This is a genomic window from Ruminococcus sp. AM43-6 (genome assembly GCF_003461785.1).
Classification (GTDB): domain Bacteria; phylum Bacillota; class Clostridia; order Oscillospirales; family Ruminococcaceae; genus Hominimerdicola; species Hominimerdicola aceti.
On record NZ_QTXU01000002.1, the window covers coordinates 234,650 to 261,190 of the forward strand.

Below are 26,541 nucleotides of genomic sequence, written 5' to 3' on the forward strand. Positions count from 1 at the left end.
AAAGGATAAGCTTATGTTCACCTTATTGTTCCGTAAAATGCGAAACACCAAATGGATGGTGCTTTGCCTGCTGATAGGCTTTGTTATGGCGTCTGCCATGATGAGCACTATCCCTATTTATATGAACGCTTCTCTGCAAAGAATGCTTGTAAAGGATCTTGAGTCGTTCCAGACAGAATATGAGATCTATCCAGGTGCGTATAATACCAGCTATGGATTGAAAATGGATATCTCAGGCAGTGAGCAGCAGAAAGCTGTTGAGAATTATAATAACAAAGTGGAGGCTCAGTTCAAGGAGCTTGGTCTGCCTGAAAAGCTTGATAAGAAGTATATAAGTGACGAGTATCTCTATGTGCGTTCACTTGCCGTTTCAGATGGCAATTCGCAGGCAAGATTCACTCTCGGCGGTATGACGGATATCTCTGACCATATCAGCATAAAGCAGGGCAGAATGTTCACTGCAGGCAAGCGTTCAGACGGCGTTTACGAGTGCGTTGCCACAGAAAAAGCCCTGAAAAGCACAGAGCTTGCTATAAACACAGTCTATGAGATAGCCGACGTGTTTGATGATAACAAGTCAATAAAAATAGAGATCGTGGGCGTTTTTGACGTTAAGGACGAAAATGACGCATATTGGGCAGAGGGCCTTGATTCTCAGTATACAGCCGTTGTCTTTACAGATTATGACACAATGCTCGGGGATTGCGTTGATACTGGCGTTGTGAATATCACAAAGGCTGTCCATAACTATGCGGTGGATTATGCTTCCATGAATATGACTGACCTTGCAAGCACAAACGAGATGATAGCAAAGCAAAAGACCTATTTTGGTGAAAATTCCATAGGCTTTTCGATGCCTGCCTCAGATATCCTCAAGGACTATGAGAGCCGTTCATCACAGCTCCAGCTTGTTTTGTGGCTTTTGCAGATACCTGTCATACTTATGATAATATTCTATCTCTTTATGGTGTCGCAGCTCAACGTTGAGCAGGAGCGTAACGAGATAGCGGTGTTCAAAAGCCGTGGAGCAAGCCGCTTGCAGATAATGGGCATTTATGCTCTGGAATCTCTCGTGCTGGGCGTTCTGACCGTTATAATAGGACCATTCGCAGGTCTTGGACTTTGCAAGGTACTTGGTGCGTCAAACGGATTCTTGGAGTTTGTCAACAGGCGTTCGCTCCCTGTTCATATGACAATAGAAGCTGTCGTCTATGCGGCAATAGCCGTGGCAGTGTTCTTTGTCACAACTATGATACCGATCGTTCCTGCCACCAAAACAACTATCGTTGAGCATAAGCAGTCAAAAGCCAAAAAGAAAAAGCACGCTCTGTGGGAAAAGGTCTGCCTTGATTTTATCCTTGTGGGCGGTTCAGTTGGCTGGCTTTATTATTACAACAAAACTCAGGAAAAGCTTGTTGCAGAGGGTGTAACAGACACCACCGCAACAGTAAACCCTATAATGTTCGTGGCTTCCACTGCCTTTATACTTGGCCTTGGTCTGTTCCTTATAAGGATATATCCTTATATAATAAGGCTTCTTGCAAGAATAGGCAGAAGAGTGTGGTCGCCTGCACAGTATGTTTCACTGACTAATATCGGTCGCTCCTCAACGGGCAGGGAAAGATTTTTGATGCTGTTCCTTGTTCTTACTGTATCATTGGGCGTGTTCTTTGCAAATACTGCAAGAGCCTTGAACAGAAATGCAGAGGAAAGCGTTGCCTATGGGGTTGGCTGCGACGCTGTTCTTACAGAGCAGTGGTATAGCAGTAAAATAGAATCTGCACAGCAGTCCACTCCTCAAAGCGCATCTCAGGCAGCTCAATCAGGCACAAAGCAGACTTCCGAAGAAAGCGACGAAGAAGATACAGAAACTACCATACAGTATGTAGAGCCTGTTTTTGAGCGATTTGAAAAGCTCGCAGGAGTGGAAAATGTCACAAAGGTTTTCAGAAAAGACGACGTGACCATATCTTCAAACAAAATGAACGTTCCAAGACAGCAGACAAAATCTGACGATGAGGAAAAGACCCGTGACGATTTCCTTGACCAAAGCGTTGACACAAGCTCAGGCAAAAGCTCAACAAGCAATGTCCAGCTTATGACCATAGTGCCTAGCGATTTCTCAAAGGTCTGCAAATTTGAGGACAGACTTCTGCCTGTTCAGTTAAATAACTACCTGAACGCCCTCGCAGAGTACACCCCGGGAGTTATCCTCTCTTCAAGCTTCAAGAGCTACGGTCTGGAGCTTGGTGATACTGTAGAGTGTAAGTGGGGCGGAAACGAGTCATTTGAAGTGACCGTCCTTGCCTTTGTTGACTACTGGCCGGGACTAAGCCCTTATAAAGAGGCGAAAAACGGCGGTTATATGGACTTTGCCGTTATGAACTACGATTATGTGAACGTTCAGACAAGCATGGAGCCTTATGAGGTATGGTTCAAGCTCAAAGACGGAGCTTCCGTTCAGGAGTTTTATGACTCAATAGATAAAGCAGGCATTAAACCCCTCACCCTTGAATCTGCAAGCCAGCAGACCATAGAAAAGAAAAACGACCCTATGCTCCAGGGCATGAACGGCGCTCTCACTCTCGGCTTTATCATCATCATGGTGATGTGCATAATAGGTTTCCTTATCTATTGGATACTCTCCATAAAGAGCAGGACTTTGCAGTTTGGTATCCTAAGAGCAATGGGAATGAAGTTCAGAGAGATAATAATGATGATAGTCTATGAACAGCTTTTGGTGTCAGGCGTTGCAATATTCGCCGCTATCTTTATCGGTGGCGTAACGAGCGACCTTTTCGTACCGCTGTTCCAGAGCATATTCGACGCAAGCCAGTCAGTGCCGCCGTTTGCAGTGATACCTGAACGCAGCGACTATCTGAAGCTTTATGCAGTTATAGGAGTAATGCTGCTCACAGCCTTTGTGGTGCTTGGCAGACTTATAAAGAAGATAAAGATAAGTCAGGCGCTGAAGCTTGGTGAGGATTGATAGGAGGAAATTTTATGACAGCTTATGAAAAGCTTACAAAATGTTATGAGTGCGTAAAAAGTAAAATAGACTTTGAGCCAAAGGTAGCCCTTGTGCTTGGCTCGGGTCTTGGCGATTATGCAAATTCCATAGACGTGAAATACACCCTCAGCTATAAGGATATAGAGGGCTTCCCTACATCAACGGTAGAGGGTCACAAGGGTCAGTTCGTTTTCGGATATGTTGGCGAAGTGCCTGTTGTTATAATGCAGGGCAGAGTGCATTATTATGAGGGATATGCAATGGAGGACGTTGTGCTTCCTGCAAGACTTATGAGAATGTTGGGCGCACAGGTGCTTTTCCTTACAAACGCATCGGGCGGAGTGAATGCAGGCTTCAAGGCAGGCGACTTCATGCTTATAACAGACCATATCTCAAGCTTTGTTCCTAATCCTCTTATCGGCAAGAATATCGACGAGCTTGGAACAAGATTTCCTGATATGAGCGAGATATATAACAAAAAGCTCAGGGATATCATCTCAGGTGCAGCGGAGGATCTTAATATAACCCTCCGCCATGGCGTTTATCTCCAGCTCACCGGACCGTCTTTCGAGTCCCCTGCGGAAATAAGAATGGCAAGAACTATCGGTGCTGACGCAGTGGGAATGTCAACAGCCTGCGAGGCTATCGCCGCAAATCATGCAGGCATGAAAGTCTGCGGAATATCCTGCGTTGCAAACCTTGCAGCAGGCATGACGGATAATCCTCTCACTCATGCTGAAGTTCAGGAATGTGCAGACAAGGCTGCTCCCCTTTTCAAAAAGCTTATCACTGAAAGCATCATAAGAATAGGTAAACAGCTTTAAGGTTTTGTAACAGCTTTTTCAAAATAATATGTAACAAATGTGCGAAAAGGGCTGATGATGTGTACTTTTTTGCTAAACTTTGTGAAAAACTATTGACAAATCAAACGCTTTGGTTTAATATTATTATTATGAAGTAAATGTCTTCAAAAAAAATTATAATGAATATGGAGAGAGAATTATATGGCAAAATTTTGTGGACAGTGCGGAGCTCAGCTTAACGACAATGCGACTTTCTGCACTCAGTGCGGTGCAACAATAGCACCTCAGCAGCCTGCACAGCAGACCGCTTCACCAATGGCAAATCTTCAGCAGGCAGCCAAGAATATTGACATGAACGCTATCAAGGACGCTGTTTCTGTTGAAAATATCAAAAATCTGAAAAACAAGCCTAATAAGCTCACTATCGCAGTTCTGGCAGTTTTGCTCGTGCTTGTTATTTTGGTAGTCGTTATCCTTTGTCTGATCTTCGGCGGTGGAAGCTGGAAAACTCCTATCAATAACGTTATGGACGTTCTCAATGACGGTGACGGTAAGGCTTATGAAGAGCTTATGCCTCCTTATTATAAAGATATGGCAGACGCTCTGGACGGTATCATTGAGATAAGCGACGAGGATTTTGATGAAGAGGCTGAAAAGCAGAGAGATAGACTTACAAAGAAATACGGCGATGACGCTGAGATAAGCTATGAGGTCGTTAAAAAGACTGAGGTAGACTCAGACGATATCGACAGCTACAACGATATGTCAGATCTTGCCTCTGTGCTTAGTGTTAAAAAGGCTAAGAAGTATAAGCTCACAAAGGCTTACAAGGTAAAGATCAAGTACACTATCGAAGGCGAAGACGCTGACAAGACCGACAAGACAACTGTTATTGTTGGCAAGATGGACGGCACATGGGTACTTCTCGACGAGGGCGACCTTCCAATAAGCACAGGTTTCTAAGATATATAAACTATCAGTAACGGGCGGAGAATTTTCCGCCCGTTTTTGAAAAAATACGGTGTTTGCACAATGAAAAAAATATCAGTTCTGTGTATGCTTTTGTGTGTGGCAATGCTCTTTTGCTCCTGCGGAAAGGAAGAAAGAGCGGTCCTTGGATATGAACAGCCCGTGGCGACACTTGTCACAGCAGCACAGTATAGCGATACACAGTCATATCTTTCCTGCTTTACCCCGGAAGCGGAGGCGGAGTATAAAAACAGCGACAGCTATAACGAAGCTCTTGCGGAAACTTTGCTCACAAGGGGCGAGGATAAAACAGAGCTTTCTTATAAGCTCAGCAATAAAAAAGAGCTTGACAGCGACGGCTTGAAAGACCTTGAAAAAAGCTATAAGGAAAGCTATCACAAAAATGTGACTATAAAAAAAGCTGTTAAAATGACAGCAAAGCTCACAGAGACCACCGACAGCGGCGAGCTGTCTGCCAGCCGTGAGATAACAGTGGTCAAAATAGAAAACAACTGGTATATTTTTGGAAAAGTTATCGAGAAATTTGATCTCAGTCAAAAGGGCTGAGGGGATCAATAATAATATGAAAAGAGGGTATTAATATGGAAAATTGTCCAAAATGCGGTCTGCCTGTTGCCGACGGCGCAAAGTTCTGTGCTGCCTGCGGAACAAGAATGCCGCAGAAGCTTATAAAGAGCAAGATCTGCTCAGTGTGCGGAAACACACTTAATGCAGGGGCTAAGTTCTGTAATGTCTGCGGAACAGCCGTGCCGCAGGACGAAACGCCTGCCGACGAGCCTGCAGTGGACGAGAGAAATCCTGAAATGGAGTCTATCGAAGTGCCTGAGCTGCATTTTGACGATACTCCTGTGCAAAATCAGACTATCCCGCCAACGACTCCTGATATGCCGACTATGGACAGCGTTTATCTGCCAGGGCAAGAGCCTGCAAAGCCTGTTCAGCCTGCACAGCCGACAGCCGAGGAAGTTGCAATGGCTTCAAGAACTGTGGAAATACCTCAGACGCCAACAGTTGCTGAAACACCGAACGTTGCCCCACAGCCTCAGCAGCCTGAAAGAGTTCTTACACCAGAGGGCTATCAGCAGCCTGCTCAGCCTGTGAACAATGCAATGCCACAGATGAATCAGGGTGGACAGCCTATCCAGCCAAATCAGATGAATCAAATGAACGGCGTTACACCTGGAAAGGGTGCAGGCGCACTTGTGCCGATAATACTTATCATTCTTATACTTGCTGTTATCTGCGTTGACGTTTTCTGGCTTTTCAGAGATCAGATATTCGGAAAAAAGGACGAAAGCTCAAATGGCTGTGCAGTGATAACACTGGCAGACGAGGCTGACGATACAGCTGACGAAGCATTTTTCTTTGAAGAATAGAATATAATGTAAAAAGGGACGTTTCAAAGCGTCCCTTTTTTGTGTGTCAATACTGTGATCTGCGTAAAAGATAAAGGCGACCTAAGGCCGCCCCTACATTTAATCTTTCATGCTCTCTATTATCTCGTTAGCTTTCTTGTAAATAACAGCAGGCTCTTCGCCTATCCTGAACTCGCCGTCCTCGTAAAGCACCTTACCTGCACACATCGTGAGCTTGACATTCTGCTTTGAGCCGCTGTAAACAAGGTTTTTGCCTATGTTGTTAAGAGGCTGCATATTAGGCTGAAAAAGGTCGATAACGATAAGGTCAGCCTGCTTGCCCTCTGCGATAATGTCGCAGTCAGAAAGCCCCATTGCCCTTGCAGAGCCTACAGTTGCCGCTTTCAGCACCGATTCAGCAGGGCAGGCAGAAGCATCATCGCAAGCTATCTTCTGCAAGCCTGTCATAAGGAACATTTCTCTGAACATATCAAGACAGTTGTTGCTTGCAGGACCGTCAGTACCTATAGCAATGTTTATACCCATATCCTGCATTTTTACGATAGGTGCAATGCCGCTTGCAAGCTTTACGTTAGAGCCTGCACAGTGAACAGCCCATACGCCCTTGTTTTTGAATATTTCAAGATCCTTGTCGCTCATGTGAACGCAGTGGAAGCCTGCACCGCCAAAGTCGAAAATTCCGAAGCTGTCAAAAAGCTCAGTTGGCGTCATGCCGTATTTCTCTATGCACTCTCTGACTTCTTTTGCGGTTTCCGAGTTGTGCATTGCAACAGGCGCTTTGTATTTTGCCGCAAGCTTGCCAACGCCCTCCATAAGCTCCTTTTCGCAGGTGTATTCTGCATGGAAGCCAAGCATAAAGCTTATAAGAGGGTCAGCATTGTTGTATTTCAGATAGTTGTTTTCAAGCCTTTCAAGATTAGACTTGTCACCGCTCACCGCACCGCAAAGCACAGAGCGGAAGCCGCTTTCCGTGCAGGCTTTTACATAATCGTCAAGCTCAAAGTACATATCAAATGTCGCCGTACAGCCTGTTGTGAGATATTCAAGTATAGCAAGCTTCGTGAGCCAGTAAACTTTCTCACCGTCAAGCTTTGCTTCCATTGGAAAGATCTGCTTAAAAAGCCAGTCCTGCAAAGGCATATCGTCAGCATATGATCGCAGAAAAGTCATTGCCGAGTGAGTGTGCGCATTTTTGAATGACGGCATAAGGAGATTTCCCTTGAGGTCATATTCACGTTCAAAAATCTTTCCGTCAAGCTCCTCAGCCTTAGGCTTGCCAACGAAAACTATCTTTGAGCCTTCCGTCCAGACCTCTATATCCTGCGTTTCTATGCCGTTGGCAAGGGTCATTACCCTGCCGCCGAAAAATCTTATCATGGCTCTTTATCCTCCCTTACTCTATTTCAAGAACAGCCGTCTGCTCTCCATGGCGTGAGATAACTCTCGGCACTCTTGCAGATATTCCGCAAACTATCTCGTAGCCTATCGTTTCTGTCATTTTGCCGATATCGTCAGCGGTTATCTTTTCATTTCCCTGTGCGCCTATGAGGACAGCCTCGTCCCCTGCCTTTACGTCCTCTACCTCAGTTACATCACACATGAACTGATCCATACATATCCTGCCTGTGATAGGGCATTTCTTTCCGTTGATAAGCACATATCCCTTGTTTGAAAGCGCCCTGGGATATCCGTCTGCATAGCCTGCCGTAACAGTTGCAAGCTTTACTTTTCCATTTGCAGTGTAAGTCCTGCCGTAGCTTACGTCAGTGCCATTGTCTATGTATTTTACCTGCGCAACAGCCGCCTTAAATTCCATAGCAGGCTTTGGCTCAAAAGGCAGAGCCTTTGCAGGGTCAGGATAAAGCCCGTAAAGTATTATTCCAAGTCTTGCAAGAGAGCTTCTCTCATTATAATAGTATACTCCGCCGGCTGAGTTGAGAAAATGCACTTTTTCAAGGTGAAGCCCCTCTGCTTCGCATTTGTCAGCAACGGCAAGTATCTTCTCCGTCTGTGCCTTTGTGTATTTCTCGTCCTGCTCTCTCAGGCTGTCAGCCACCGCATAGTGGGTGAAAATGCCCTCCAGCGCAATGTTTTCAAGCTTCGATATCTCTTTAAGCTCACCGTATATCTTGTCGGTTCCCCCGTGAAGACCTATCCTCGTCATGCCCGTGTCGATAGCAGCGTGTATGCGTACCTTGCCGTCAGCGTTTTCTGAAAGTGCTTTAGCATATGAAAGCTCTGTGCAAGCCTGAATGATGTCAAGCCTTGTGAGCCAATTAGCATTCTCAGGAGGTGTGTAGCCCAAAATGAGTATCTCGCCCTTTATGCCCATATCCCTGAGCCTGTGGGCTTCGTGTATGTTCGATACCGCAAACCAGCGAATGTCCATCTCGTTTTCAAGAAACGGAACTACCCCGTTGTCAAAATGTCCGTAGCAGCTCGCCTTTACAACGCACATTATCTCTGTTTTTTCCCCTATGAGCCTGCGGTATTCTTTCAGATTGTATTCAATGCTGTCAAGATCTACCTCAGCCCATGCTCTCTTCAAAAAATCCATTTTATTTTTCTTCCCTTTCGGTTTTATAATTGTGCCTTTGCACAAAATATTTGTCATTTTCTATTGAAAAAGATAAATCAATGTGTTATAATGTTCTTATCATGGGCATTGTGTCGCCAAATCTTTCAGGAGGCTTTGATGTGAGTAATATCGTCCCCGCAGAAGAATTTTTCTGCAACCGAGATACCTCTTGCTGCTTTACAGGTCATAGGGACAGGGATCTGCCTTTCGGCGGCGATGTCCATAAGCAGGGTATGAAAAATCTCCTGAGTATGCTCGTCCTTATGATAAAGGAAGCATATAGCGAAGGCTGCCGTACTTTTATATCAGGTATGTCAAAAGGTATCGACCTGCGCTGTGCTGAGATAGTCCACAGCCTTTCGGCTCAGCCCGAATATAAGGATATGAAGCTCGTGTGCGTTCTGCCCTATGCAGGTCAGCGTACAGAGATGAAAACACCCTTGGACAGCTATACATATTCGCTTATTCTGAACTCTTGCAGTGCGGTCGTGATAATAAGCCCCAAGTATGAAAACGGCTGTTATAAAAAGCGAAACAGTTTTATGGTGGAACATTCCTCTCGTCTGATCGGGGTCATAAAAGAGAAAGCCAAAGGCTCAGGCACTTTGCAGACCATAAACATGGCAAAGCGTGCAGGCCTTACGCTGAACATCATATGCCTTGACGATAATCCTGTTTTTTATATCGACTCAGACTCAGACAGCCGTCCTATTTAGTTTACACCTAAATTGCAAATTGTTCAATAGTTTTCGAGAATTTTTCCGAAAAAGTTTATATATGAAAATATGGCGGACAGTATGCCTGCCTGTATATATTTGAAAGTAAGGAGATCAATAACATGGCTCAGACGAAAGCTCACAAGAAAAAAAGAAGATCTCAGGCTCCTATCGCTCTGGTCTACTTCATAACGATGATAATATTCCTCTTTGTTATCGGCATGCTTGCACTGTATGCCCTCAGAGAGTTTGGTGTTATCGGCAATGATGACAGCGACAGCGACGCAGGCATAAAAAGCCCGGTTTATAATACCCTTTTTGCAAGAGTGAACAGCAAGGGTGTTCTTGCAGACGCAACAGTCATAAGAGTTGCACCGGACGCAAAGAAGATAATCATAATGCCTGTTTCAGCGTTCACAGTGAGCGGAAGCCAGACAATGCGTGAGATACACGAAGAGGGCGGCATGGTGAAGCTTGAAGCAGCCGTTGCAGACACTTTCGGTATCACTATAGACAATTACGTTTCTCTCACAAATGACGCATTCGAGAATGCGGCGGATATTGTGGGCGGAATTACATATACTCCTGATGAAGAGCTTTACTATCTCTCTCAGGATAATGACGAGAACGATATCGCTATCCCAAGCGGCGATCTGACTAACCTCAGCGGTCATCAGATAAGACTTATCTGTCAGTATCCTGTTTTCAAAGAGGGCAGGAACGGTAATATGAAGTTTCTTGGAACTGCGGTGACAATGCTTATAAACAACGCTTTCCAGCAGACGAATATCACTAAGGATAATCTTGATAACTTCTATAATATATTCACCGCAAACAGCGATACCGATTGGACAAGTGCACAGTATAAGGAAGAAAAGTCATATCTCAAGGATATGCTGGATCAGAACCTTACTCCTGCAGAAGCTCTTGTGCCAGAGGGCGAGTGGACGGACGATTCTCACTTTAAGGTGTCTGATAAGTTCAAGGAGAGCGTTCAGACAATGCTCAAAGATACTGCACCGTCAGCAGCGGAGAAGTAAAAACGTAAAGGCTGAAATTTTAACAGGGGGCGATATAACGTGAAACTTCTGGTCATAATCCTTAATAAAACAGACGTGCTTGACTATTTGCTGGAGGGACTTTCAGCAGCAGGCATAAAGGGTGCGACTATAATCGAGTCGTCAGGTATGGCAATGACCCTTTCAAGACTTGACAGCAGCTTTCTCAGCGCCTCTATCCGAGGACTTTTCAGCGGCGACGAGGATAACAGAACTATCCTGTCAGTAATAAAAAATAATCAGCTGGATACCGCACGAAAGATAGTTTATAATACTGTGGGCGATCTATCTCAGCCCAATACGGGAATAATGTTCACCGTTCCGCTGGATTTCGTCGAGGGAACAGTGAAGAAACCCGTGGATAAAGAAAAAGCAAAACCTAAGGATATCCCTAAGGAGAATGAAAAGAACGTCAGTTGACGAAATGTTTACAGACTATTAACATAATATTTAATTCTTTTCATTAAAAACTTTTGAATGTCCTTGCAAAAAACTGTTTTGTGTGGTATAATAATCACAATAGGCTTTTAATGAAAGACTGGAACTTGACTTCCGGTCTTTTGGTTTTGTATGGGGCTTTTTTTCATGGCAAAGCCTGATGGCTTTGCTTTGTGAAGCATTAACGGAGGTGCTGTATGGAAGTAAAGAAAACTACGGTAGAAAAAGTAAGAGAGCTTGCACAGCCTATCGCAGACGAGCTTGGCTTTTTCCTTTGGGACGTAAGGTTTGAAAAGGAGGGAGCAACGTGGTACCTCAGGGTGCTTATCGACAAGGACGGCGGCATAGATATGGACGATTGCGAGGCTTTCACAAGACCGATGAACAAGGTGCTTGACGAGGCAGACCCTATAGCTCAGAGCTATGTGCTGGAGTGCGGAAGTCCCGGACTTGGCAGAGAGCTTAGAAGACCCGAGCATTTTGAGGTCTGCATAGGCGACGTTATAAGAGTAAGGCTCATAAGACCTGACGAAAACGGTGAAAAAGAATTCGTTGTGGGTCTTGTGGGATATGACAAGGATAAGATACTTTGTCAGAAGCTGGACGAGGATATGAACGGCGTGGAGAATGTAGAGTTCAAGCTTGCAGATTGTGCTTATGTAAAGCTCAATGATGATGCAGACCTGTTCTGAATGAAGAAATTTAATAAATATGGGCAAAGCCCGAATCAAGTGTGAAAGGATTGATCAGAAAATGAATAAGGAAATGACCAGCAAATTTTTTGAAGCTCTGACGGATTTGGAAAAGGAAAATAATATTGGCAGCGATATACTTATTGAGAAAATAAAATCAGGTATCGAAAAGGCTATCAAGAAGGATTATCCTTACTGCGAGAATATCAGAGTGGATATCGACCCTGTTACAGGAAAGCTCGATATAAGAATACTCAAGGAAGTTATGGACGTTATGTATGTTGACGACCCTGACAACGAGATCTTCCTTGACGAAGCAAAGGTCTATGACCCTAACATCAAGGTGGGCGATATGGTGGAGATACCTCTCGACCCTGCAAAGTTCGGCAGAGTTGCCGCTCAGAATGCAAAGCAGTCTATCAAGCACGATATCAAGGATTTTGAAAGAGCAAGACTTATCGAGCAGTATCACGATAAGGAGCATGAGTGCGTTTCTGCCACAGTTCAGAAGGTCGAGCCTGCTACTCAGAACGCTATACTTACTATCGACAAGAACGAAGTTTATCTTGTAAGAAACGAGCAGATACCAGGCGAAACACTCAAGGCAGGAGATATCATCAAGGTATATGTTGTGGGTATCGCAAACCCTGACAGAAAGCCTTCTATCAAGATATCAAGAACTCACAGAGAGCTTGTTAAAAGACTTTTCGAGCTTGAAGTTCCTGAGATAGCAGACGGCACTGTTGAAGTAAAGGCTATTTCAAGAGTTGCAGGCGCAAGAAGCAAGATAGCGGTTTATTCAAAGGACCCTAATGTTGACGCTGTAGGCGCTTGTATCGGTCCTAGAAAGTCAAGAATAACTTCTGTTGTGAACGAGCTTAAGGGCGAGAAGATAGACGTTATCAATTGGTGCGAAGACCCTGCACAGTTTATCGCAAAGGCTCTTGCTCCGGCTGAGGTAATAAACGTTGTTCTCAGCGAAGAGGAGGGCGTAAGAGAGTGCCGTGTTACTGTTCCTGATAACCAGCTCTCACTTGCTATCGGTAATAAGGGTCAGAACGCAAAGCTTGCCGCAGGTCTGACAGGCTATAAAATAGATATCGTATCCGAAAGCTCTGCAAAGGCTGAGGCTGCTGATGATGAAAACTAAGAAGATACCAATGAGAATGTGTCTTGGGTGCGGTGAAATGAAACCCAAGAGAGAGCTTATCAGAGTGGTGAAGTCAAAAGAGGGGGATATCTCCCTTGACCTCACAGGCAAAAAATCAGGCAGAGGCGCTTATATATGCAAAAGCGTCGAATGCTTTGAAAAAGCAAGAAAAGCAAGAAAGTTTGAAAGAAGCTTTTCCTGCATGATAAGCGAGGATATATATAACAGCATGGAGGGCGAGCTTAGGGAAAATGAATAATAAAATAGGGCTTGTTACAATGTGCAGAAAAGCAGGAAAGCTTGTAATGGGTATGGATATGGTGAAGGACGCCTGCAATACAGGCAAAGCCTGCGCGGTGTTTGCGGCAACGGATTTTTCACCTAAATCTCTTAAAGAGATAAAGTTCAACTGCTACAAAAACGGGATAAAGCTTTACAGTCTTGGCATGACAATGGACGATATCCATTTTGGCCTTGGCAAAAGAACAGGCGTTATCGCTATTTGCGAGGGAGGCTTCGCAAAGGCTTGCGCCAAAGGGCTTGAGGAGATCCCTATAGACGAAAATGAGTTTTATAGCATTTAGCATTTATTGAGGAGGTATTTTATAGCCTATGAGTATGAAAACAACTAAATATAAGCTTAGCGATATGGCTAAGGATCTGAAAGTTACAAATAACGACCTTATCGAGTGTCTTGGCAAGCTCGGCGGAGAGCCAAAGAAAACACAGTCAGTGCTTACCCCTGAGGAGATCTCTTATGTTCTGGAGTATTATACACAGAACAATCAGGTGGACAGCTTTGATGCTTTCTATGCAAATAACGTAAAGCCTGCCAAGGAAGAAAAGAAGGCAGATAAGAAGCCTGTAAAGGCTGAGAAAAAGGAGAAAAAGGCTGAAAAGAAGCCTGAGCCTAAGCCGGCTCCAAAGGCAGAAGCAAAGCCTGAGCCTAAGGCAGAGCCAAAGGTGGAAAAGAAGCCGGAGGTCAAGGCCGAAACAAAACAGCCTGCACCTGAACAGAAGAAAAAGCAGCCAGCTCCACAGAAGCCAGCAAAGAAGAAAGAGCATGGCGTTCGTCAGCAGCTTGGCGGTTTTTCTGATAAGAAAGAAGCTTCAGGCGGATATACTATCTCTGAGGATAACGATTCGTTCGGCACACAGAGAACTATCGACACAAGAGGAAGCTATATAGAGCTTGATAAGTATAACGAGAAGTATGATAACCTTGCAAACTCAAAGCAGAACAAGAGCAAGGATAACTTTACAAAGAAGCAGAAGCTCACTCAGAAATCTCAGCAGAGAAAGAAACAGCAGTTCTCACATAAGAAGGAAACTGAGAGCGAAAAGCTTCGCAGACTGGAGCTTGAAAGAGCAAGAAAGCAGCAGCTCAAGGTCATGATACCTGACGAGATCGTTGTTTCAGAGCTTGCAAGCAGACTTAAAGTAACAGCTACCGAGGTCATCAAAAAGCTTATGGGTCTTGGCGTAATGGCTTCTATCAACGAGGTAGTCGACTTTGATACCGCCGCACTTGTTGCAGAAGAGCTTGGCGCAAAGGTTGAAAAGGAAGTACACGTTACAATAGAAGAAAGACTTATCGAAACTGACGAAGATCCGGAGGAGAGCCTGCAGGAAAGATGCCCTGTCGTTGTCGTTATGGGTCACGTTGACCATGGTAAGACATCTATCCTCGACAGAATAAGAAACGCTCACGTTACTGACACTGAGGCAGGCGGTATCACACAGCATATCGGTGCATATCAGGTAGAGTATGAGGGCAAGAAGATAACGTTCCTGGATACTCCGGGTCATGAAGCTTTCACAGCCATGAGAGCAAGAGGTGCGAACGTTACAGATATCGCTATCCTCGTTGTTGCCGCTGATGACGGTATCATGCCGCAGACTATCGAGTCTATCAACCACGCAAAGGCAGCGGGCGTTTCAATAATCGTTGCTATCAATAAAATGGATAAAGAAGGCGCAGACCCTGACAGAGTTAAGCAGCAGCTTACTGAGCAGTCCCTCGTCGTTGAGGAATGGGGCGGCGATGTTATCGCAGTTCCTGTTTCCGCAAAGACCGGTATGGGTATAGACGAACTTCTTGAAAACATTCTCCTCGTTGCAGAGGTCAAGGAGCTTAAAGCTAACCCTGACAGACTTGCAAGAGGTACTGTTGTCGAGGCCAGACTTGATAAGGGTAAAGGCCCTGTTGCTACACTCCTCGTTCAGAACGGTACTTTGAAGTCAGGCGACGTTATAATCGCAGGCACTTCTGTCGGACGTATCAGAACGATGACAAACGATAAGGGCAGAAGCATTAAGGAAGCCGGCCCGTCAACACCTGTTGAGATAACAGGTCTGGGCGAAGTTCCAAGTGCAGGCGACGTTTTCAACGCAGTTGCAGACGAAAAGCTTGCAAGAGAGCTTGTTGAGCAGAGAAAGCATGAAGCTAAGGAAGAACTGTTCCAGCAGCATCAGAAGGTAACTCTCGACAATCTGTTCAGCCAGATAGCTGAGGGAGAAATGAAAGAGCTTCCTATCATCGTCAAGGCTGACGTTCAAGGCTCAGTTGAAGCCGTTAAGCAGTCACTTGAAAAGCTTTCAAATGACGAGGTCAGAGTTAAGGTCATCCACGGCGGCGTAGGCGCTGTATCTGAAAGCGACGTTATGCTCGCAAACGCTTCAAACGCTATCATCGTTGGATTTAACGTTCGTCCTGACCCTGTTGCAAAGCAGAATGCAGAGCAGAGCGGCGTTGATATCAGACTTTACAGAATAATCTATGATGCAATAGAAGAAATAACAGACGCTATGAAGGGTATGCTCGCTCCTAAGTACAGAGAGGTGGAAACAGCTCGTATCGAGGTAAGACAGGTCTACAAGATATCCAATGTTGGTACTGTAGCAGGTTCTTACGTTCTTGACGGTAAGGTGGGCAGAAATAACGAGATAAGAGTCGTAAGAGACGGTATCGTTATCGCCGAGGATAAGATGTCAAGCCTTAAGAGATTTAAGGACGACGCCAAGGAAGTTGCCGCAGGCTTTGAGTGCGGTATCACTCTTGAAAAGTTCACCGATATCAAGGAGGGCGACATTTTCGAGGCGTTCTATATGGAAGAATACAGAGATTGATAATGATGCTTACGGGACGGACAGCCGCCCCGTAAGAGCATATTTAAGCAGGAGATAAAGATATTATGACAGGTTACAGAGCAGGACGTATGTCCGAAGATATAAGAAGAATAATATCGGGCAAAATGAGAGACCTTAAAGACCCAAGGATACACGGAGGAGATATGCTCACTATCGTCCGCTGCGACGTGGCAGGCGACGGCTCATTCTGTAAAGTGTATGTTTCAAGCTTTGAGGGCTATGAAAAGGCAAAGGAAGCCGTTAAGGGCTTTGAGTCGGCAACAGGATTTCTCAAAAGGGAGATATCAAACGTGCTGAAGCTGAAAAAATGCCCTGAGCTTAAATTTATCGCAGATAATTCTATCGAGCATTCAGCAAAGATAAACAAGCTTCTTAAAGAAGTTCTGCCCGAAGAAGAAAAAGAAGAGAAAGACGGCGAAGAACAATAGAGGAGAAAGGATATTATGACATTTCAGGATATTCTTAAAATATTTGAAGAAAACGACAATTTTCTTATTTTAACTCATAAAAGCCCCGACGGCGATACGCTTGGTTCAGGCTTTGCCCTGTGCGCTTTTCTGAGAGATATGGGGAAAAAGGCTAACGTTGTAAATTCCGACAGCTTTCCCGAAAGATATGATCTTATCTATGAGAGCTATTACCCTCAGGAATTTGATGTGAAGTACGTTATCGCAGTGGATATCGCAGACACAAATCTTCTTGGCAGCAACCTTTCAAAGTATGCCGAGGAGGGTGCGATCGACCTTTGCATCGACCACCACATCTCAAACAAGTATTTTGCGAAGCAGTCATATGTAGAAGCAGACGCTTCTGCCGCAGCACTTATAATGTATAAGATATTCAAAGCTTCAGGCAGAAAGATATCACGTCAGATAGCGAGATGCCTTTATACAGGCATTGCAACGGATACAGGCTGCTTTAAGTATGAAAACACAACTCCGCAGGCTCATATCGCCTGTGCTGAGCTTATGTCATATGGCATAGATTTTGCTTATATCAACAGAAAAATGTTTGATGTAAAAAGCAAGGGCAGACTTATGGTGGAGCAGTCCGTTACAGCGAATATGGAGTATTACTGCGGTGGCAAATGCTCTATGATAGTGCTTACAAAAGAGCTTATGGAGAAAAGCGGCGTTGACGCTGCCGAGTTCGAGGGACTTGCTTCTATACCATTGTCCGTTGAGGGCGTGAAAATAGGCATAACAGTTAAGCAAAGACACGAGAACGTCTTTAAAATATCAGTAAGAAGCGACGATGAGATAGACGCTTCTGCATTCTGCCGTGAGTTTGGCGGCGGAGGACATATAAGAGCCGCAGGCTGTGAGATAACAGGAAGCCTTGAAGAAGTCAAGGCTAAGCTTCTCAAGCAAGCGGAAAAGGTCTTGGGCTGATGAGCTTGGATAACAGCAAGGATAATATCTGCGGCATTTTGCCTGTAAAAAAGCCCGAGGGTTGGACTTCTTTTGACGTTATCGCAAAGCTCAGAGGAGTCATAAGGATAAAAAGATTGGGTCATTCAGGGACCCTTGACCCTATGGCAACAGGCGTTCTGCCTGTTTTCGTTGGCAGAGCCACAAAAGCCTGCGATATTATTCCCGACAGACGAAAGGTCTATACCGCAGGCTTTCAGCTTGGGGTAAGCACCGATACCTTAGACAGCACAGGAAAGACGTTAAAAACAAGCGACAAGGCAGTTACCAGAGCCGACCTTGAATGTGCAAAAAGCAGTTTTGTAGGCGATATCATGCAGGTGCCGCCTATGTATTCTGCAATAAAAGTGAACGGCAAAAAGCTCTATGAGCTTGCAAGAGCAGGCAAAGAAATAGAGCGTGAGCCGAGAGCTGTCCATATCGACAGCATTGATATAATAGAATATGGCGAAGCTTCACGCAGCGGAGTAATGAAAGTTGATTGCGAAAAAGGCACTTATATACGCTCCGTTATCAGCGACATAGGCGATAAGCTTGGCTGCGGCGGAATGATGACCTCACTTGAGCGTTCCTATTCAGGGGGCGTCGATATAAAAGATTGCTATACCATAGAGGAGATAGCCGAGCTTTGTGGGCAGGATAAGCTGTCAGAAATGCTTATCCCACTTGACAGGGCCTTTGAAAGCTATGAAAAGACCACGCTTGGTCAGTGGGAAACAAAGCTTTATAAAAACGGCGTAAAGCTCAGACCTGAGCAGTCGGGCGTAAAAGAGCTTGCCGACGGCGGTCTTTACCGTGTCTACGGCAGCGACAGCAGCTTTCTTGGTATTGGCATTTATCAGGATGGCAGTTTCAGAAGCTTCAAAAATTTCTGATAATTTGTTTTATTCGGAGGGATATTTTGACGGATATAACAAACAGCGGGTTTATCCCCGAAAAAAGGACAGTTTGCGCTCTTGGACTTTTTGACGGAGTCCACAGAGGACATCAGCTCATAATAACAACGGCTGTGAAAAAGGCTCAGAGCCTTGACGGACATTCGGCAGTTTTCTGTTTCAAGACCGACACAGTGACCTCAAAAGGTCATGACGGCAGGATAGAAATGCTTATGAGCGACGAGGAAAAGCATAAAAAAATGGCAGAGCTTGGGGTCGAGGTGCTTTTCTCACCTGATTTTGCAGAGTTCAAAGGAATGTCACCGGAGGATTTTGTGAAAAAGGTGCTGAAAGAAAGGCTCAATTGCAGCGGCGCAGTGTGCGGAAACGATTTTACATTCGGCAAAGGCGCACAGGGCAAGGCTGTTGACCTTAAAAGGCTCGGTGAAAAATATGATATAGATGTGGAAATAGTAAGTCCACTGCTCATGGGCGGTGAGGTCATAAGCTCCACTGAGATAAGACGATGCGTCCGTGAGGGCGAGATAGCCAAAGCAAATGAAATGCTGGGTTATCATTTTGGATTCTGCCTTGAAGTGGAACACGGCTTTCAACGTGGCAGAACGTGGGATTTCCCCACGATAAATCAGCAGATACCAAAGGGCAGGGTAATGCCGAAATTCGGCGTTTATTGCTCCGCTGTTGAAATAGACGGAAATAAGTATGCAGGCGTGACAAATATAGGCGTAAAGCCTACCGTCCATGTTGAAACAGCTCCCCTTGCGGAAACTTTCATCATGGATTATCATGGGGATCTTTACGGCAGAAAGCTAAAACTTGAACTGCATGAATTTCTCCGCCCCGAAAAAATGTTTGACAGCTTTGACAGCCTCCGTGAAGAGATAGCAAAAAACAAAGAGCAGGCGGTCAGATATTTTGAGGAAAATAAAATATGACAAGTGAAGATTTGCCAAGACGAAAGAAAATACGTCTTGAGGGTTATGATTATTCTGCGAACGGCTTGTATTTTGTGACGATATGTGTTACTGAAAAATACCAAGTCCTGTGGGAGAATGTAGGGGCGAACAGTGTTCGCCCGCTGACTGCAAATGAAATTCTGCACCCAAAACTTTCTGTTACAGGAAAACTTGTAAAGAGAAAACTCACAGAGATATCTGAGCACTATCCCGACGTTTTTGTAGAGATGTCTTGTATCATGTCTGACCATGTGCATATTATAATCAAAATTGAAAAACAGCCGAAAAACGGGCGAACACTGTCCACCCCTACAAGTGAAACACCGACACTTTCAAGGGTCATAAAACATTTCAAAGAGGCTGTCACAAAAGAACTAGGTTATTCCATATGGCAAAAATCTTTTTATGATACGATAATCAAAAACAGAAAGCAACACGCAGAAATAAGGCAGTATATTGCAAATAATCCTGCGAAATATGTAAAAATTGCATTTGATGAGCAGGATATGAAATAAGACTCTAATTTTGAAAGGAAGATATAAATGAACAAGGTAAGAACAAGATTTGCACCTTCACCAACAGGTTATATGCACATAGGTAACCTGAGAACAGCACTCTTTACCTATCTTATTGCAAAGCAGAACGGAGGAGACTTTATTCTCCGTATCGAGGATACAGACCAGGAGCGTTATGTTGACGGCGCAGTTGAGGTCATCTATAAGACACTTAAAGACGTTGGTCTTAATTGGGACGAAGGCCCTGATATCGGCGGACCTGTAGGTCCTTATATCCAGTCACAGAGAATGGGTATGTTCAAGAAATATGCCGAGGAACTCGTTGAAAAGGGCGAGGCTTATTATTGCTTCTGCGACAAGGAAAGACTTGAGGAAGTAAGAGCCATTCAGGAAGCAAGCGGTATCGCTCCAATGTATGACAGACATTGCCGCAACCTCTCACCTGAAGAGATAAAGGAAAAGCTTGACGCAGGTGTTCCTTATGTTATCAGACAGAAAATACCTACAGAGGGCGAAGTTACTTTCCATGACGAGCTTTACGGCGATATCACTGTTGACTGCTCTACTCTCGACGACCAGATACTTATAAAGACAGACGGTATGCCTACCTATAACTTTGCAAACGTCGTTGACGACCACCTTATGGGTATCACCCACGTTGTAAGAGGTAACGAGTACCTTGCGTCTGCACCTAAGTATAACCTGCTCTATAAGGCTTTCGGCTGGGAGATACCAACCTATATCCATGTTGAGCATATCATGAAAGATAAACAGCATAAGCTTTCAAAGAGAGACGGCGACGCATCTTACGAGGATCTTATGAAAAAGGGCTATCTTAAAGAAGCCGTTATAAACTATATCGCTCTGCTTGGCTGGGCGCCAAAGGGCGAGAACGAGATATTCTCACTTGAAGAGCTTGTTAAGGAATTCGATATCCACGGACTTTCAAAGTCCCCTGCTATCTTTGACCCTGCTAAGCTTAAAGCTATCAACGGCAAGTATATAAAGGCTATGACCCCTGAGAAGTTTGCTGAGTATGCTATCCCTTATATCAAGCAGTCCGTTCATAGAGAGGACGTTGACCTTAACGAGATCGCAAAGCTCTTGCAGGCAAGAACAGAGCTTTTCACAGAGATACCTGAAATGGTAGACTTTATCGACGCTCTCCCTGAGTATGATATAGCTCTCTATACACATAAGAAAATGAAAACGAACCCTGAAAATTCTCTGGAATCTCTCAAAGAAGTTCTCCCTGTTCTCGAGGGCGTTGAGGATTGGACAGAGGAAAATATCCATGACGCACTCTTTGACCTTATCGGCAAGCTTGGCGTAAAGAACGGTATCGTTCTGTGGCCTCTTAGAGTTGCAGTTTCAGGTAAGGCGTTCACTCCGGGCGGCGGCGTTGAGATATCATATCTCATTGGCAAGGAGGATACTCTTGCAAGAATAAGAAAGGGCATTGAGAAGCTGTCATAATAAAAATTACGAAAATGTTGAACAAGTGTAGGGGCGAAATAATTTCCAAACAAGTGGGATGTCGGATCTCTGCAACGCAGAAATTGCACCGCTCCCCTACAAATTACATAGATACATCGCTTTTAGACAGATAAATAATTCAACAACGGAGCATTTTGAGTATTTGCTACTTTAAATTTACTTAAAATGCTCTGTATTTCGTACAGCTATCACTCCCCTGTCACATAAGTATTATAAAATTGTAAAGACTTATGAATGCTTTTCCTAAGAGGAGGAAATAAAATGATAGAGGTTATAAACCTTACCAAGAGATACGGCGACAAAAAAGCTGTCGATAATATCTCTTTCAAAGCGGAGGACGGCGAAGTTCTCGGCTTCCTCGGTCCTAACGGAGCGGGAAAATCCACCACTATGAATATCCTTACAGGCTACATATCCTGTACAGACGGCAAAGCCCTTATAGACGGCGTAGATATCCTTGAAGACCCTATCAAGGCTAAAAAGCAGATAGGCTATCTCCCTGAGCTTCCGCCCCTTTATATGGATATGACCGTAAAAGAATATCTCTATTTTGTCTATGACCTTAAAAAGTGTAAGCTTCCAAAGGTGTCGCATCTTAAAGATATATGCGGACTTGTAAAGATAGACCATGTTTATAACAGAATAATCAAGAACCTGTCAAAAGGTTATAGACAGAGAGTAGGTCTTGCTCAGGCTCTTATCGGCAACCCAAAGGTTCTTATTTTGGACGAGCCTACAGTAGGTCTTGACCCTAAGCAGATAATCGAGATAAGAACTCTTATAAGAAAGCTCGGCAAAAATCATACCGTTATCCTTTCTTCCCATATCCTTTCTGAGGTGCAGGCTGTCTGCGATAAGATAATCGTCATCAACGAGGGCAAGGTCGTCGCAAACGATACAGAGGAACACCTCTCACAGAAGCTCTCAGGCGAGCATAAGCTCACTGCAAAGATACAGGGCGATAAGGATAAGATCGTCAGAGCAATGCAGGGCATAAAGGGCGTTGAAAAAGTCATCTGCGACGCAAGCCATAAAGACGGCGTGAACGATATAAGAATAGAGGCAAAAGAGGGCGTGGATATCAGACGTGACGTCTTTGAAACAGTTGTTAAAAACGGCTGGTATATGCTTGAACTTAAGACCTCCGAGCTTTCACTTGAAGATATATTCCTCAAGCTCACAATGGGCGAGGCTTTGCCTGCCCTTGAAAATACTTCCGATAAGGAGGGAAATGACTAATGGGCGCAATATTCAGACGAGAGGTAAGAAGCTATTTTACCTCACCTATCGGTTATATTTTCCTTGCAGCATTCTATGCCTATTCAGGCGTAATGTTTGCAAACTACAGCCTTGAAAGCGGCTATACAAGACTTGATTCCGTTTTCAGTGCGCTTCTTATAATCATAATAGTGCTTATACCTGTCCTCACCATGAGGACCATATCCGAGGAAAAGCGAACAAAAACAGACCAGTGTCTGCTCACCGCCCCTGTGGGCCTTGGCAGCATAGTTGTAGGTAAATTCCTTGCCGCTTTTCTTATCTATATCATAGCTATCGCTATCACAGGCGTTTTCGCAGTTATCGTATCCGCTTTCGGTACGCCTGACTGGAACGTCGTTGTGGGCAATATCGTCGCTCTGGCACTTGTTGGCGGCGCTTATATCGCTATCGGTATCTTCTGCTCATCTTTCACAGAAAACCAGATAGTTGCCGCAGTAATAAGCTTTATCGCACTTATCTTCGTGTCGTTCCTGTCAACTATAGGCAATCTTCTGCCTTTTGAATGGCTCACAACAGTGTGCGAAAAGGTGTCATTCGGCGAGAGATATTATTCATTCACCTATGGACTTTTTGATTTTTCTAACGTTGTGTTCTTTCTGAGTGCAATAGTGGCATTTCTTTTCCTCACGGTGAGAGTGCTTGAAAAACGCCGCTGGGGCTAAAGGAGGGCTGTTTAAATGGAAGAGAATAATAACGAAAAGATCTCTGTATCAGGAGCAGACCTGCTTAAAGACGTTGTAGCAGACGAAAAGGCAGCAAAGACCGCTCCAAAGGATACAGAAAAGGATAAAAAAGATAAAGACAAAAAGAAAGATAAAAAAGAGAAAAAGACAAAGGACGGCAAAAAGTTCAATGCCAAAAAGCTCAAGCATGGAACAATGGCAACAGTGTTCACCTGCGTTTTTGTCGCTCTGCTTGTTCTCGTGAACGTTGTCACAACAATGCTCTTTGACAGATATCCTATCACTATCGACCTGACTACAAATAAGATATATTCAGTTTCAAACGATACAGAGGATTATGTAAAGAAAGTGAACGTAGACGTTCAGGTAACTATCTTCGCAGACGAGAATACTTATACAAATTACAGCTCTTATAATAAGCAGGCTGTTGAGCTTTTGAAAAACTATTGTAAGCTCAATCACCATATCACATATCGTTTCGTTGATATCGACTCACACCCTGAGATCGTTAAGGAGTATACCGATACTATCAGCCAGTTCGATATGATATTTGAAACAAAAACAAAGGTTGACGGCAAAGAGATAAGCCGAACAAGAAAGCTCGGTATGCTCGACCTTCTTACATTCACAGACGAGTTCGAGCAGAAGCTGTCACAATCAGGCTACAGCATAGATACCCTTGCTCAGCAGGCAGGCGGCGACCTTTCATTCCTGTCCTATTACGGCAGCTATGTTGAGTCCTCAAACGCAGAGCAGGCTTTCACTTCTGCACTTATGACAGTAACAGACCCTAACCCTGTCTATGTTACTGTCCTCACAGGCAGAAGCGAGCTTACACAGCTCACATATTTCCAGACGCTTCTTACAGCTAACGGCTATAACGTGAACACAGTGGATATAACCTCCGAGGATATCCCTGCCGATACAGACGTTGTGGTTATCCCTGCTCCTAAGACTGACTATCTGGAGGAGGATATCAAAAAGGTCAGCGACTTCCTCAATAATGGCGGAAATCTTGGCAAACAGCTTCTCTATATCGCTTCTTATGGTCAGGAGGACACCCCTAATCTTGATGAGTTCCTGTCAGAGTATGGACTTTCTGTCGGCAAGGGCGTTATCTGCGAAAGCGACTCAGGCAAGTATTATAACTCGCCTTGCATAACAGTAGCTTCCACAGTTTCCGATAACTTCACTCAGGACGTTTCTACAGAGAACCCGGCTATCCTTTCAGCACTCTGCCGTCCTGTAAACACACTCTTTGACGAGCAGGATATGGTGTCTACAGACGCCTACCTCAAGTCCTCAGATTCTGCCTATACCGCAAATGTTGATATATCACAGACTACAGGTCAGGTGAATATAGGCGACGCTCTGGTAAAGGGTCAGCAGAATTATATGGCTGTCGGCTCAAAGGCAAAATTTACAGACGATAACAAAACTCTCTATAGCAATGTTATCGCAGTAGGTTCAGAGGGTATGCTGTCTGATACCTACTTGCAGTATTCACAGTATCAGAACAGCGAGTATTTCATAAGCGTTATAAACGGTCTTACCGGAAAGACCGCAGGTATCACTATCACACCAAAAACTATCACAGGCAATGTTTTCGACATCACTCAGCAGCAGAAAACAGTTCTTAAATGGACATTCTGCCTTGGCGTACCTGTTGTAGTTCTTATAGTGGGTATCGTTATCTGGGCAAGAAGAAAGAATAAGTAAAACACAGAGGTAATCACAAATGAATGGTAAATTGCAGGGTATCATTATCTGCGGAGTCACAGCCGCTTGTCTGGTGGGAGTAATGGCGTTTCTCAACTCCACCTCAGGCAAATCAGACGCAGACTCCAGCTCATCGTCAACAGCGGCAGTTTCAAGTCAGGACGAGAGCGTTGTTATCCTTACAAAGTCAAGCGACGATATAACAAGCGTAAAGGTTTCAAACGAACATGGCGAGTATTCCGTTAATAAGTCCGAGTCAGGCAAATCCACATGGAGCATACCTGAGCTTGGCACTCTCAATGCCAATACCACCGCAGAAGCTTCCATGATATCGAATCTTGACGGCTTCAAGGCGAAAAAGCTCGTTGAAGAAAACGTTGAGGATATGTCAAAATACGGTCTTGATAAGCCCACAGCAGATCTCACAGTTGAATACAGCGACGGCACTGCCACTACCCTTCATGTAGGCTCTGTTTCACCAAGCAACGAAAGATACAGCTATGTGAGCCTTGACGATGAAAAGACCGTCTATATGGTAATGGGAACAAAGCTTTCATACTATACAGATCCGGTGACCGCATATGCGAACCTCACTTTGCTCACAAAGCCGTCTGACGACGATTGGCCTGACTATGGCAAGGAAACAGTTACAAGAAAAGATCTGGACTATGAAATGGCGTTTGAAAATAACCCGAACGAAATAGAGGGACTTTCAGGTCAGGTAATGACAGAGCCTATCTTCTCATACCTGAACATCACAAATTCTTCAGCAACTACCCATGGTATGTGGGGACTTACAGCACAGAGCTGTGAGGTCATCGCACCTGATGAAACTGCAATGAAGGAGCATGGACTTTCCGACCCGTTCGCAACAGTAAGACTCTCGGGAGACGGCTATGACTATACCCTTAAAATAGGCGACCCTGTCTATGCTACCGCAGGCGACAGCAGTGAAACAACAGATACAGTGTCTGCATATTATTGCTACTTTGAGGGCGTAAAGGGCGTTGACGCTATATACCTCGTTTCAGCCGATAACCTCCCATGGGCAACGATCAAAGCAGAGGACGTTATAACAAGCCTTATGACTTCAAATTACCTTGTTGACCTTAAAGACGTTGAAGTAGTCTATAATGGTAAAAAGACCGTTTATGAGGTAGAAAGCTCAGGCACAAGTGCTGATACTGATTCTGACGGCAAAACTACCGCACAGGTAACAAAGGTCACAACAGACGGCAAGGAGCTTGACGTTGACAACTTCAAGACCTTCTATCAGTATCTTATGGGTTGCCCGACAAATGAGATTTACTTCACAGACCCTGAGGGCGAAAGCTATCTGACTATAACATTCGACCGCAAGGACGGCAAAAAGGACGTTATGGAGCTTTATAAGGATTCTTCAAGACGTTCTGTGGTCAAGCTAAACGGTGAAACCTCATTCAGAATACAGTCAACTTGGGTAGATACGTTCGTTGCAAATATGGACAGACTTCTTAAAGGCGAGGCTGTGGACGAAAACTACTAAAACGCATATCCCATGCTAAGCATATGATCTGACGGGTAAACAGAGTTCGCCCCTACGGTCATGTTTCGACAGCTTTCG

At 44.5% G+C, this 26,541-nt stretch carries 25 protein-coding genes; 23 read left to right on the plus strand and 2 right to left on the minus strand.

Annotated features, from left to right (window positions below):
* The first annotated feature begins 13 nt into the window (after positions 1-13).
* From DW938_RS02785 to DW938_RS02805, 5 genes are all read left to right on the plus strand, one after another.
* A complete protein-coding gene (locus DW938_RS02785) occupies positions 14-2,989 on the plus strand; it encodes an ABC transporter permease (RefSeq protein WP_118123810.1) in 2,976 nt (991 codons plus the stop codon).
* A gap of 14 nt (positions 2,990-3,003) precedes the next feature.
* Positions 3,004-3,834, plus strand: a complete 831-nt coding sequence (locus DW938_RS02790; RefSeq protein ID WP_118123811.1) for a purine-nucleoside phosphorylase — start codon at positions 3,004-3,006, stop codon at positions 3,832-3,834.
* Between the two features lie 180 nt (positions 3,835-4,014).
* Entirely contained in the window at positions 4,015-4,776 is a 762-nt protein-coding gene (locus DW938_RS02795) for a zinc ribbon domain-containing protein (protein ID WP_117896611.1), read from the plus strand.
* A 69-nt stretch (positions 4,777-4,845) separates the two neighbouring features.
* Positions 4,846-5,349 (plus strand): hypothetical protein, encoded by a 504-nt coding sequence (locus tag DW938_RS02800; RefSeq protein ID WP_147338942.1) that lies wholly within the window; start codon positions 4,846-4,848, stop codon positions 5,347-5,349.
* Positions 5,350-5,384: 35 nt separating this feature from the next.
* Positions 5,385-6,179 carry a zinc ribbon domain-containing protein gene (locus DW938_RS02805; protein ID WP_118123812.1) on the plus strand — a complete coding sequence of 265 codons (795 nt, stop codon included), beginning with the start codon at positions 5,385-5,387 and terminating at the stop codon, positions 6,177-6,179.
* 99 nt (positions 6,180-6,278) lie between these two features.
* Here the strand turns inward: DW938_RS02805 and DW938_RS02810 are convergent, their stop codons facing one another.
* Both DW938_RS02810 and alr read right to left on the minus strand, forming a co-directional pair.
* On the minus strand, positions 6,279-7,556 hold the full coding sequence (locus DW938_RS02810) for an amidohydrolase (protein WP_118123813.1): 1,278 nt from the start codon (positions 7,554-7,556) through the stop codon (positions 6,279-6,281).
* Positions 7,557-7,572: 16 nt separating this feature from the next.
* Positions 7,573-8,736: an alanine racemase gene (alr, locus tag DW938_RS02815; protein WP_118123814.1), complete on the minus strand. Its 1,164-nt coding sequence runs from the start codon at positions 8,734-8,736 to the stop codon at positions 7,573-7,575.
* Between the two features lie 80 nt (positions 8,737-8,816).
* Between alr and DW938_RS02820 the strand changes: the two genes are divergently transcribed.
* The 18 genes from DW938_RS02820 (at position 8,817) to DW938_RS02905 (ending at position 26,463) form a co-directional block, all read left to right on the plus strand.
* Entirely contained in the window at positions 8,817-9,473 is a 657-nt protein-coding gene (locus tag DW938_RS02820; protein WP_242992343.1) for an SLOG family protein, read from the plus strand.
* A 122-nt stretch (positions 9,474-9,595) separates the two neighbouring features.
* Complete coding sequence (locus tag DW938_RS02825) at positions 9,596-10,513, plus strand: LCP family protein (RefSeq protein WP_022287251.1); 918 nt, start codon at positions 9,596-9,598, stop codon at positions 10,511-10,513.
* Positions 10,514-10,552: 39 nt separating this feature from the next.
* Positions 10,553-10,951, plus strand: a complete 399-nt coding sequence (locus tag DW938_RS02830) for a hypothetical protein (protein WP_242992344.1) — start codon at positions 10,553-10,555, stop codon at positions 10,949-10,951.
* 215 nt (positions 10,952-11,166) lie between these two features.
* Positions 11,167-11,661, plus strand: a complete 495-nt coding sequence (gene rimP / locus DW938_RS02835) for a ribosome maturation factor RimP (RefSeq protein WP_022287253.1) — start codon at positions 11,167-11,169, stop codon at positions 11,659-11,661.
* 61 nt (positions 11,662-11,722) lie between these two features.
* Positions 11,723-12,811, plus strand: coding sequence for a transcription termination factor NusA (nusA, locus tag DW938_RS02840; RefSeq protein ID WP_022287254.1), 1,089 nt, complete (start codon positions 11,723-11,725; stop codon positions 12,809-12,811).
* A complete protein-coding gene (locus DW938_RS02845; protein ID WP_038672821.1) occupies positions 12,801-13,070 on the plus strand; it encodes a YlxR family protein in 270 nt (89 codons plus the stop codon). Before nusA ends, DW938_RS02845 begins: the two co-directional genes overlap by 11 nt.
* A complete protein-coding gene (locus tag DW938_RS02850; RefSeq protein ID WP_038670206.1) occupies positions 13,063-13,395 on the plus strand; it encodes a 50S ribosomal protein L7 in 333 nt (110 codons plus the stop codon). Before DW938_RS02845 ends, DW938_RS02850 begins: the two co-directional genes overlap by 8 nt.
* Positions 13,396-13,423: 28 nt before the next feature.
* Positions 13,424-15,940, plus strand: a complete 2,517-nt coding sequence (infB, locus tag DW938_RS02855; protein WP_242992346.1) for a translation initiation factor IF-2 — start codon at positions 13,424-13,426, stop codon at positions 15,938-15,940.
* A 65-nt stretch (positions 15,941-16,005) separates the two neighbouring features.
* On the plus strand, positions 16,006-16,389 hold the full coding sequence (gene rbfA / locus DW938_RS02860) for a 30S ribosome-binding factor RbfA (RefSeq protein WP_118123815.1): 384 nt from the start codon (positions 16,006-16,008) through the stop codon (positions 16,387-16,389).
* A gap of 15 nt (positions 16,390-16,404) precedes the next feature.
* Positions 16,405-17,352, plus strand: coding sequence for a bifunctional oligoribonuclease/PAP phosphatase NrnA (locus tag DW938_RS02865; RefSeq protein WP_038670212.1), 948 nt, complete (start codon positions 16,405-16,407; stop codon positions 17,350-17,352).
* Positions 17,352-18,266: a tRNA pseudouridine(55) synthase TruB gene (gene truB, locus DW938_RS02870; RefSeq protein WP_118123816.1), complete on the plus strand. Its 915-nt coding sequence runs from the start codon at positions 17,352-17,354 to the stop codon at positions 18,264-18,266. The genes DW938_RS02865 and truB overlap by 1 nt, the downstream gene beginning before the upstream one ends.
* Before the next feature lie 26 nt (positions 18,267-18,292).
* Positions 18,293-19,222, plus strand: coding sequence for a riboflavin biosynthesis protein RibF (gene ribF / locus DW938_RS02875; protein ID WP_022287261.1), 930 nt, complete (start codon positions 18,293-18,295; stop codon positions 19,220-19,222).
* Positions 19,219-19,758, plus strand: coding sequence for a transposase (locus DW938_RS02880; protein ID WP_118123817.1), 540 nt, complete (start codon positions 19,219-19,221; stop codon positions 19,756-19,758). Before ribF ends, DW938_RS02880 begins: the two co-directional genes overlap by 4 nt.
* A 27-nt stretch (positions 19,759-19,785) precedes the next feature.
* Positions 19,786-21,234 (plus strand): glutamate--tRNA ligase, encoded by a 1,449-nt coding sequence (gene gltX, locus DW938_RS02885; RefSeq protein ID WP_022287263.1) that lies wholly within the window; start codon positions 19,786-19,788, stop codon positions 21,232-21,234.
* 282 nt (positions 21,235-21,516) lie between these two features.
* Positions 21,517-22,494, plus strand: a complete 978-nt coding sequence (locus tag DW938_RS02890) for an ATP-binding cassette domain-containing protein (RefSeq protein WP_022287264.1) — start codon at positions 21,517-21,519, stop codon at positions 22,492-22,494.
* Positions 22,494-23,198: an ABC transporter permease subunit gene (locus DW938_RS02895; protein WP_038670220.1), complete on the plus strand. Its 705-nt coding sequence runs from the start codon at positions 22,494-22,496 to the stop codon at positions 23,196-23,198. Before DW938_RS02890 ends, DW938_RS02895 begins: the two co-directional genes overlap by 1 nt.
* A gap of 15 nt (positions 23,199-23,213) precedes the next feature.
* Positions 23,214-24,938 (plus strand): GldG family protein, encoded by a 1,725-nt coding sequence (locus tag DW938_RS02900; RefSeq protein WP_118123818.1) that lies wholly within the window; start codon positions 23,214-23,216, stop codon positions 24,936-24,938.
* 19 nt (positions 24,939-24,957) lie between these two features.
* Entirely contained in the window at positions 24,958-26,463 is a 1,506-nt protein-coding gene (locus DW938_RS02905; RefSeq protein WP_118123819.1) for a DUF4340 domain-containing protein, read from the plus strand.
* The last annotated feature ends 78 nt before the right edge of the window (positions 26,464-26,541 follow it).

Bases quoted from the DNA above. Each gene is read 5' to 3' on its own strand.
- DW938_RS02785 (WP_118123810.1), top strand. From the start codon at position 14: ATGTTCACCTTATTGTTCCGTAAAATGCGAAACACCAAATGGATGGTG.
- DW938_RS02790 (WP_118123811.1), top strand. From the start codon at position 3,004: ATGACAGCTTATGAAAAGCTTACAAAATGTTATGAGTGCGTAAAAAGT.
- DW938_RS02795 (WP_117896611.1), top strand. From the start codon at position 4,015: ATGGCAAAATTTTGTGGACAGTGCGGAGCTCAGCTTAACGACAATGCG.
- DW938_RS02800 (WP_147338942.1), top strand. From the start codon at position 4,846: ATGAAAAAAATATCAGTTCTGTGTATGCTTTTGTGTGTGGCAATGCTC.
- DW938_RS02805 (WP_118123812.1), top strand. From the start codon at position 5,385: ATGGAAAATTGTCCAAAATGCGGTCTGCCTGTTGCCGACGGCGCAAAG.
- DW938_RS02810 (WP_118123813.1), bottom strand. From the start codon at position 7,556: ATGATAAGATTTTTCGGCGGCAGGGTAATGACCCTTGCCAACGGCATA.
- alr (WP_118123814.1), bottom strand. From the start codon at position 8,736: ATGGATTTTTTGAAGAGAGCATGGGCTGAGGTAGATCTTGACAGCATT.
- DW938_RS02820 (WP_242992343.1), top strand. From the start codon at position 8,817: ATGTGTTATAATGTTCTTATCATGGGCATTGTGTCGCCAAATCTTTCA.
- DW938_RS02825 (WP_022287251.1), top strand. From the start codon at position 9,596: ATGGCTCAGACGAAAGCTCACAAGAAAAAAAGAAGATCTCAGGCTCCT.
- rimP (WP_022287253.1), top strand. From the start codon at position 11,167: ATGGAAGTAAAGAAAACTACGGTAGAAAAAGTAAGAGAGCTTGCACAG.
- nusA (WP_022287254.1), top strand. From the start codon at position 11,723: ATGAATAAGGAAATGACCAGCAAATTTTTTGAAGCTCTGACGGATTTG.
- DW938_RS02845 (WP_038672821.1), top strand. From the start codon at position 12,801: ATGAAAACTAAGAAGATACCAATGAGAATGTGTCTTGGGTGCGGTGAA.
- DW938_RS02850 (WP_038670206.1), top strand. From the start codon at position 13,063: ATGAATAATAAAATAGGGCTTGTTACAATGTGCAGAAAAGCAGGAAAG.
- infB (WP_242992346.1), top strand. From the start codon at position 13,424: ATGAGTATGAAAACAACTAAATATAAGCTTAGCGATATGGCTAAGGAT.
- rbfA (WP_118123815.1), top strand. From the start codon at position 16,006: ATGACAGGTTACAGAGCAGGACGTATGTCCGAAGATATAAGAAGAATA.
- DW938_RS02865 (WP_038670212.1), top strand. From the start codon at position 16,405: ATGACATTTCAGGATATTCTTAAAATATTTGAAGAAAACGACAATTTT.
- truB (WP_118123816.1), top strand. From the start codon at position 17,352: ATGAGCTTGGATAACAGCAAGGATAATATCTGCGGCATTTTGCCTGTA.
- DW938_RS02880 (WP_118123817.1), top strand. From the start codon at position 19,219: ATGACAAGTGAAGATTTGCCAAGACGAAAGAAAATACGTCTTGAGGGT.
- gltX (WP_022287263.1), top strand. From the start codon at position 19,786: ATGAACAAGGTAAGAACAAGATTTGCACCTTCACCAACAGGTTATATG.
- DW938_RS02890 (WP_022287264.1), top strand. From the start codon at position 21,517: ATGATAGAGGTTATAAACCTTACCAAGAGATACGGCGACAAAAAAGCT.
- DW938_RS02895 (WP_038670220.1), top strand. From the start codon at position 22,494: ATGGGCGCAATATTCAGACGAGAGGTAAGAAGCTATTTTACCTCACCT.
- DW938_RS02900 (WP_118123818.1), top strand. From the start codon at position 23,214: ATGGAAGAGAATAATAACGAAAAGATCTCTGTATCAGGAGCAGACCTG.
- DW938_RS02905 (WP_118123819.1), top strand. From the start codon at position 24,958: ATGAATGGTAAATTGCAGGGTATCATTATCTGCGGAGTCACAGCCGCT.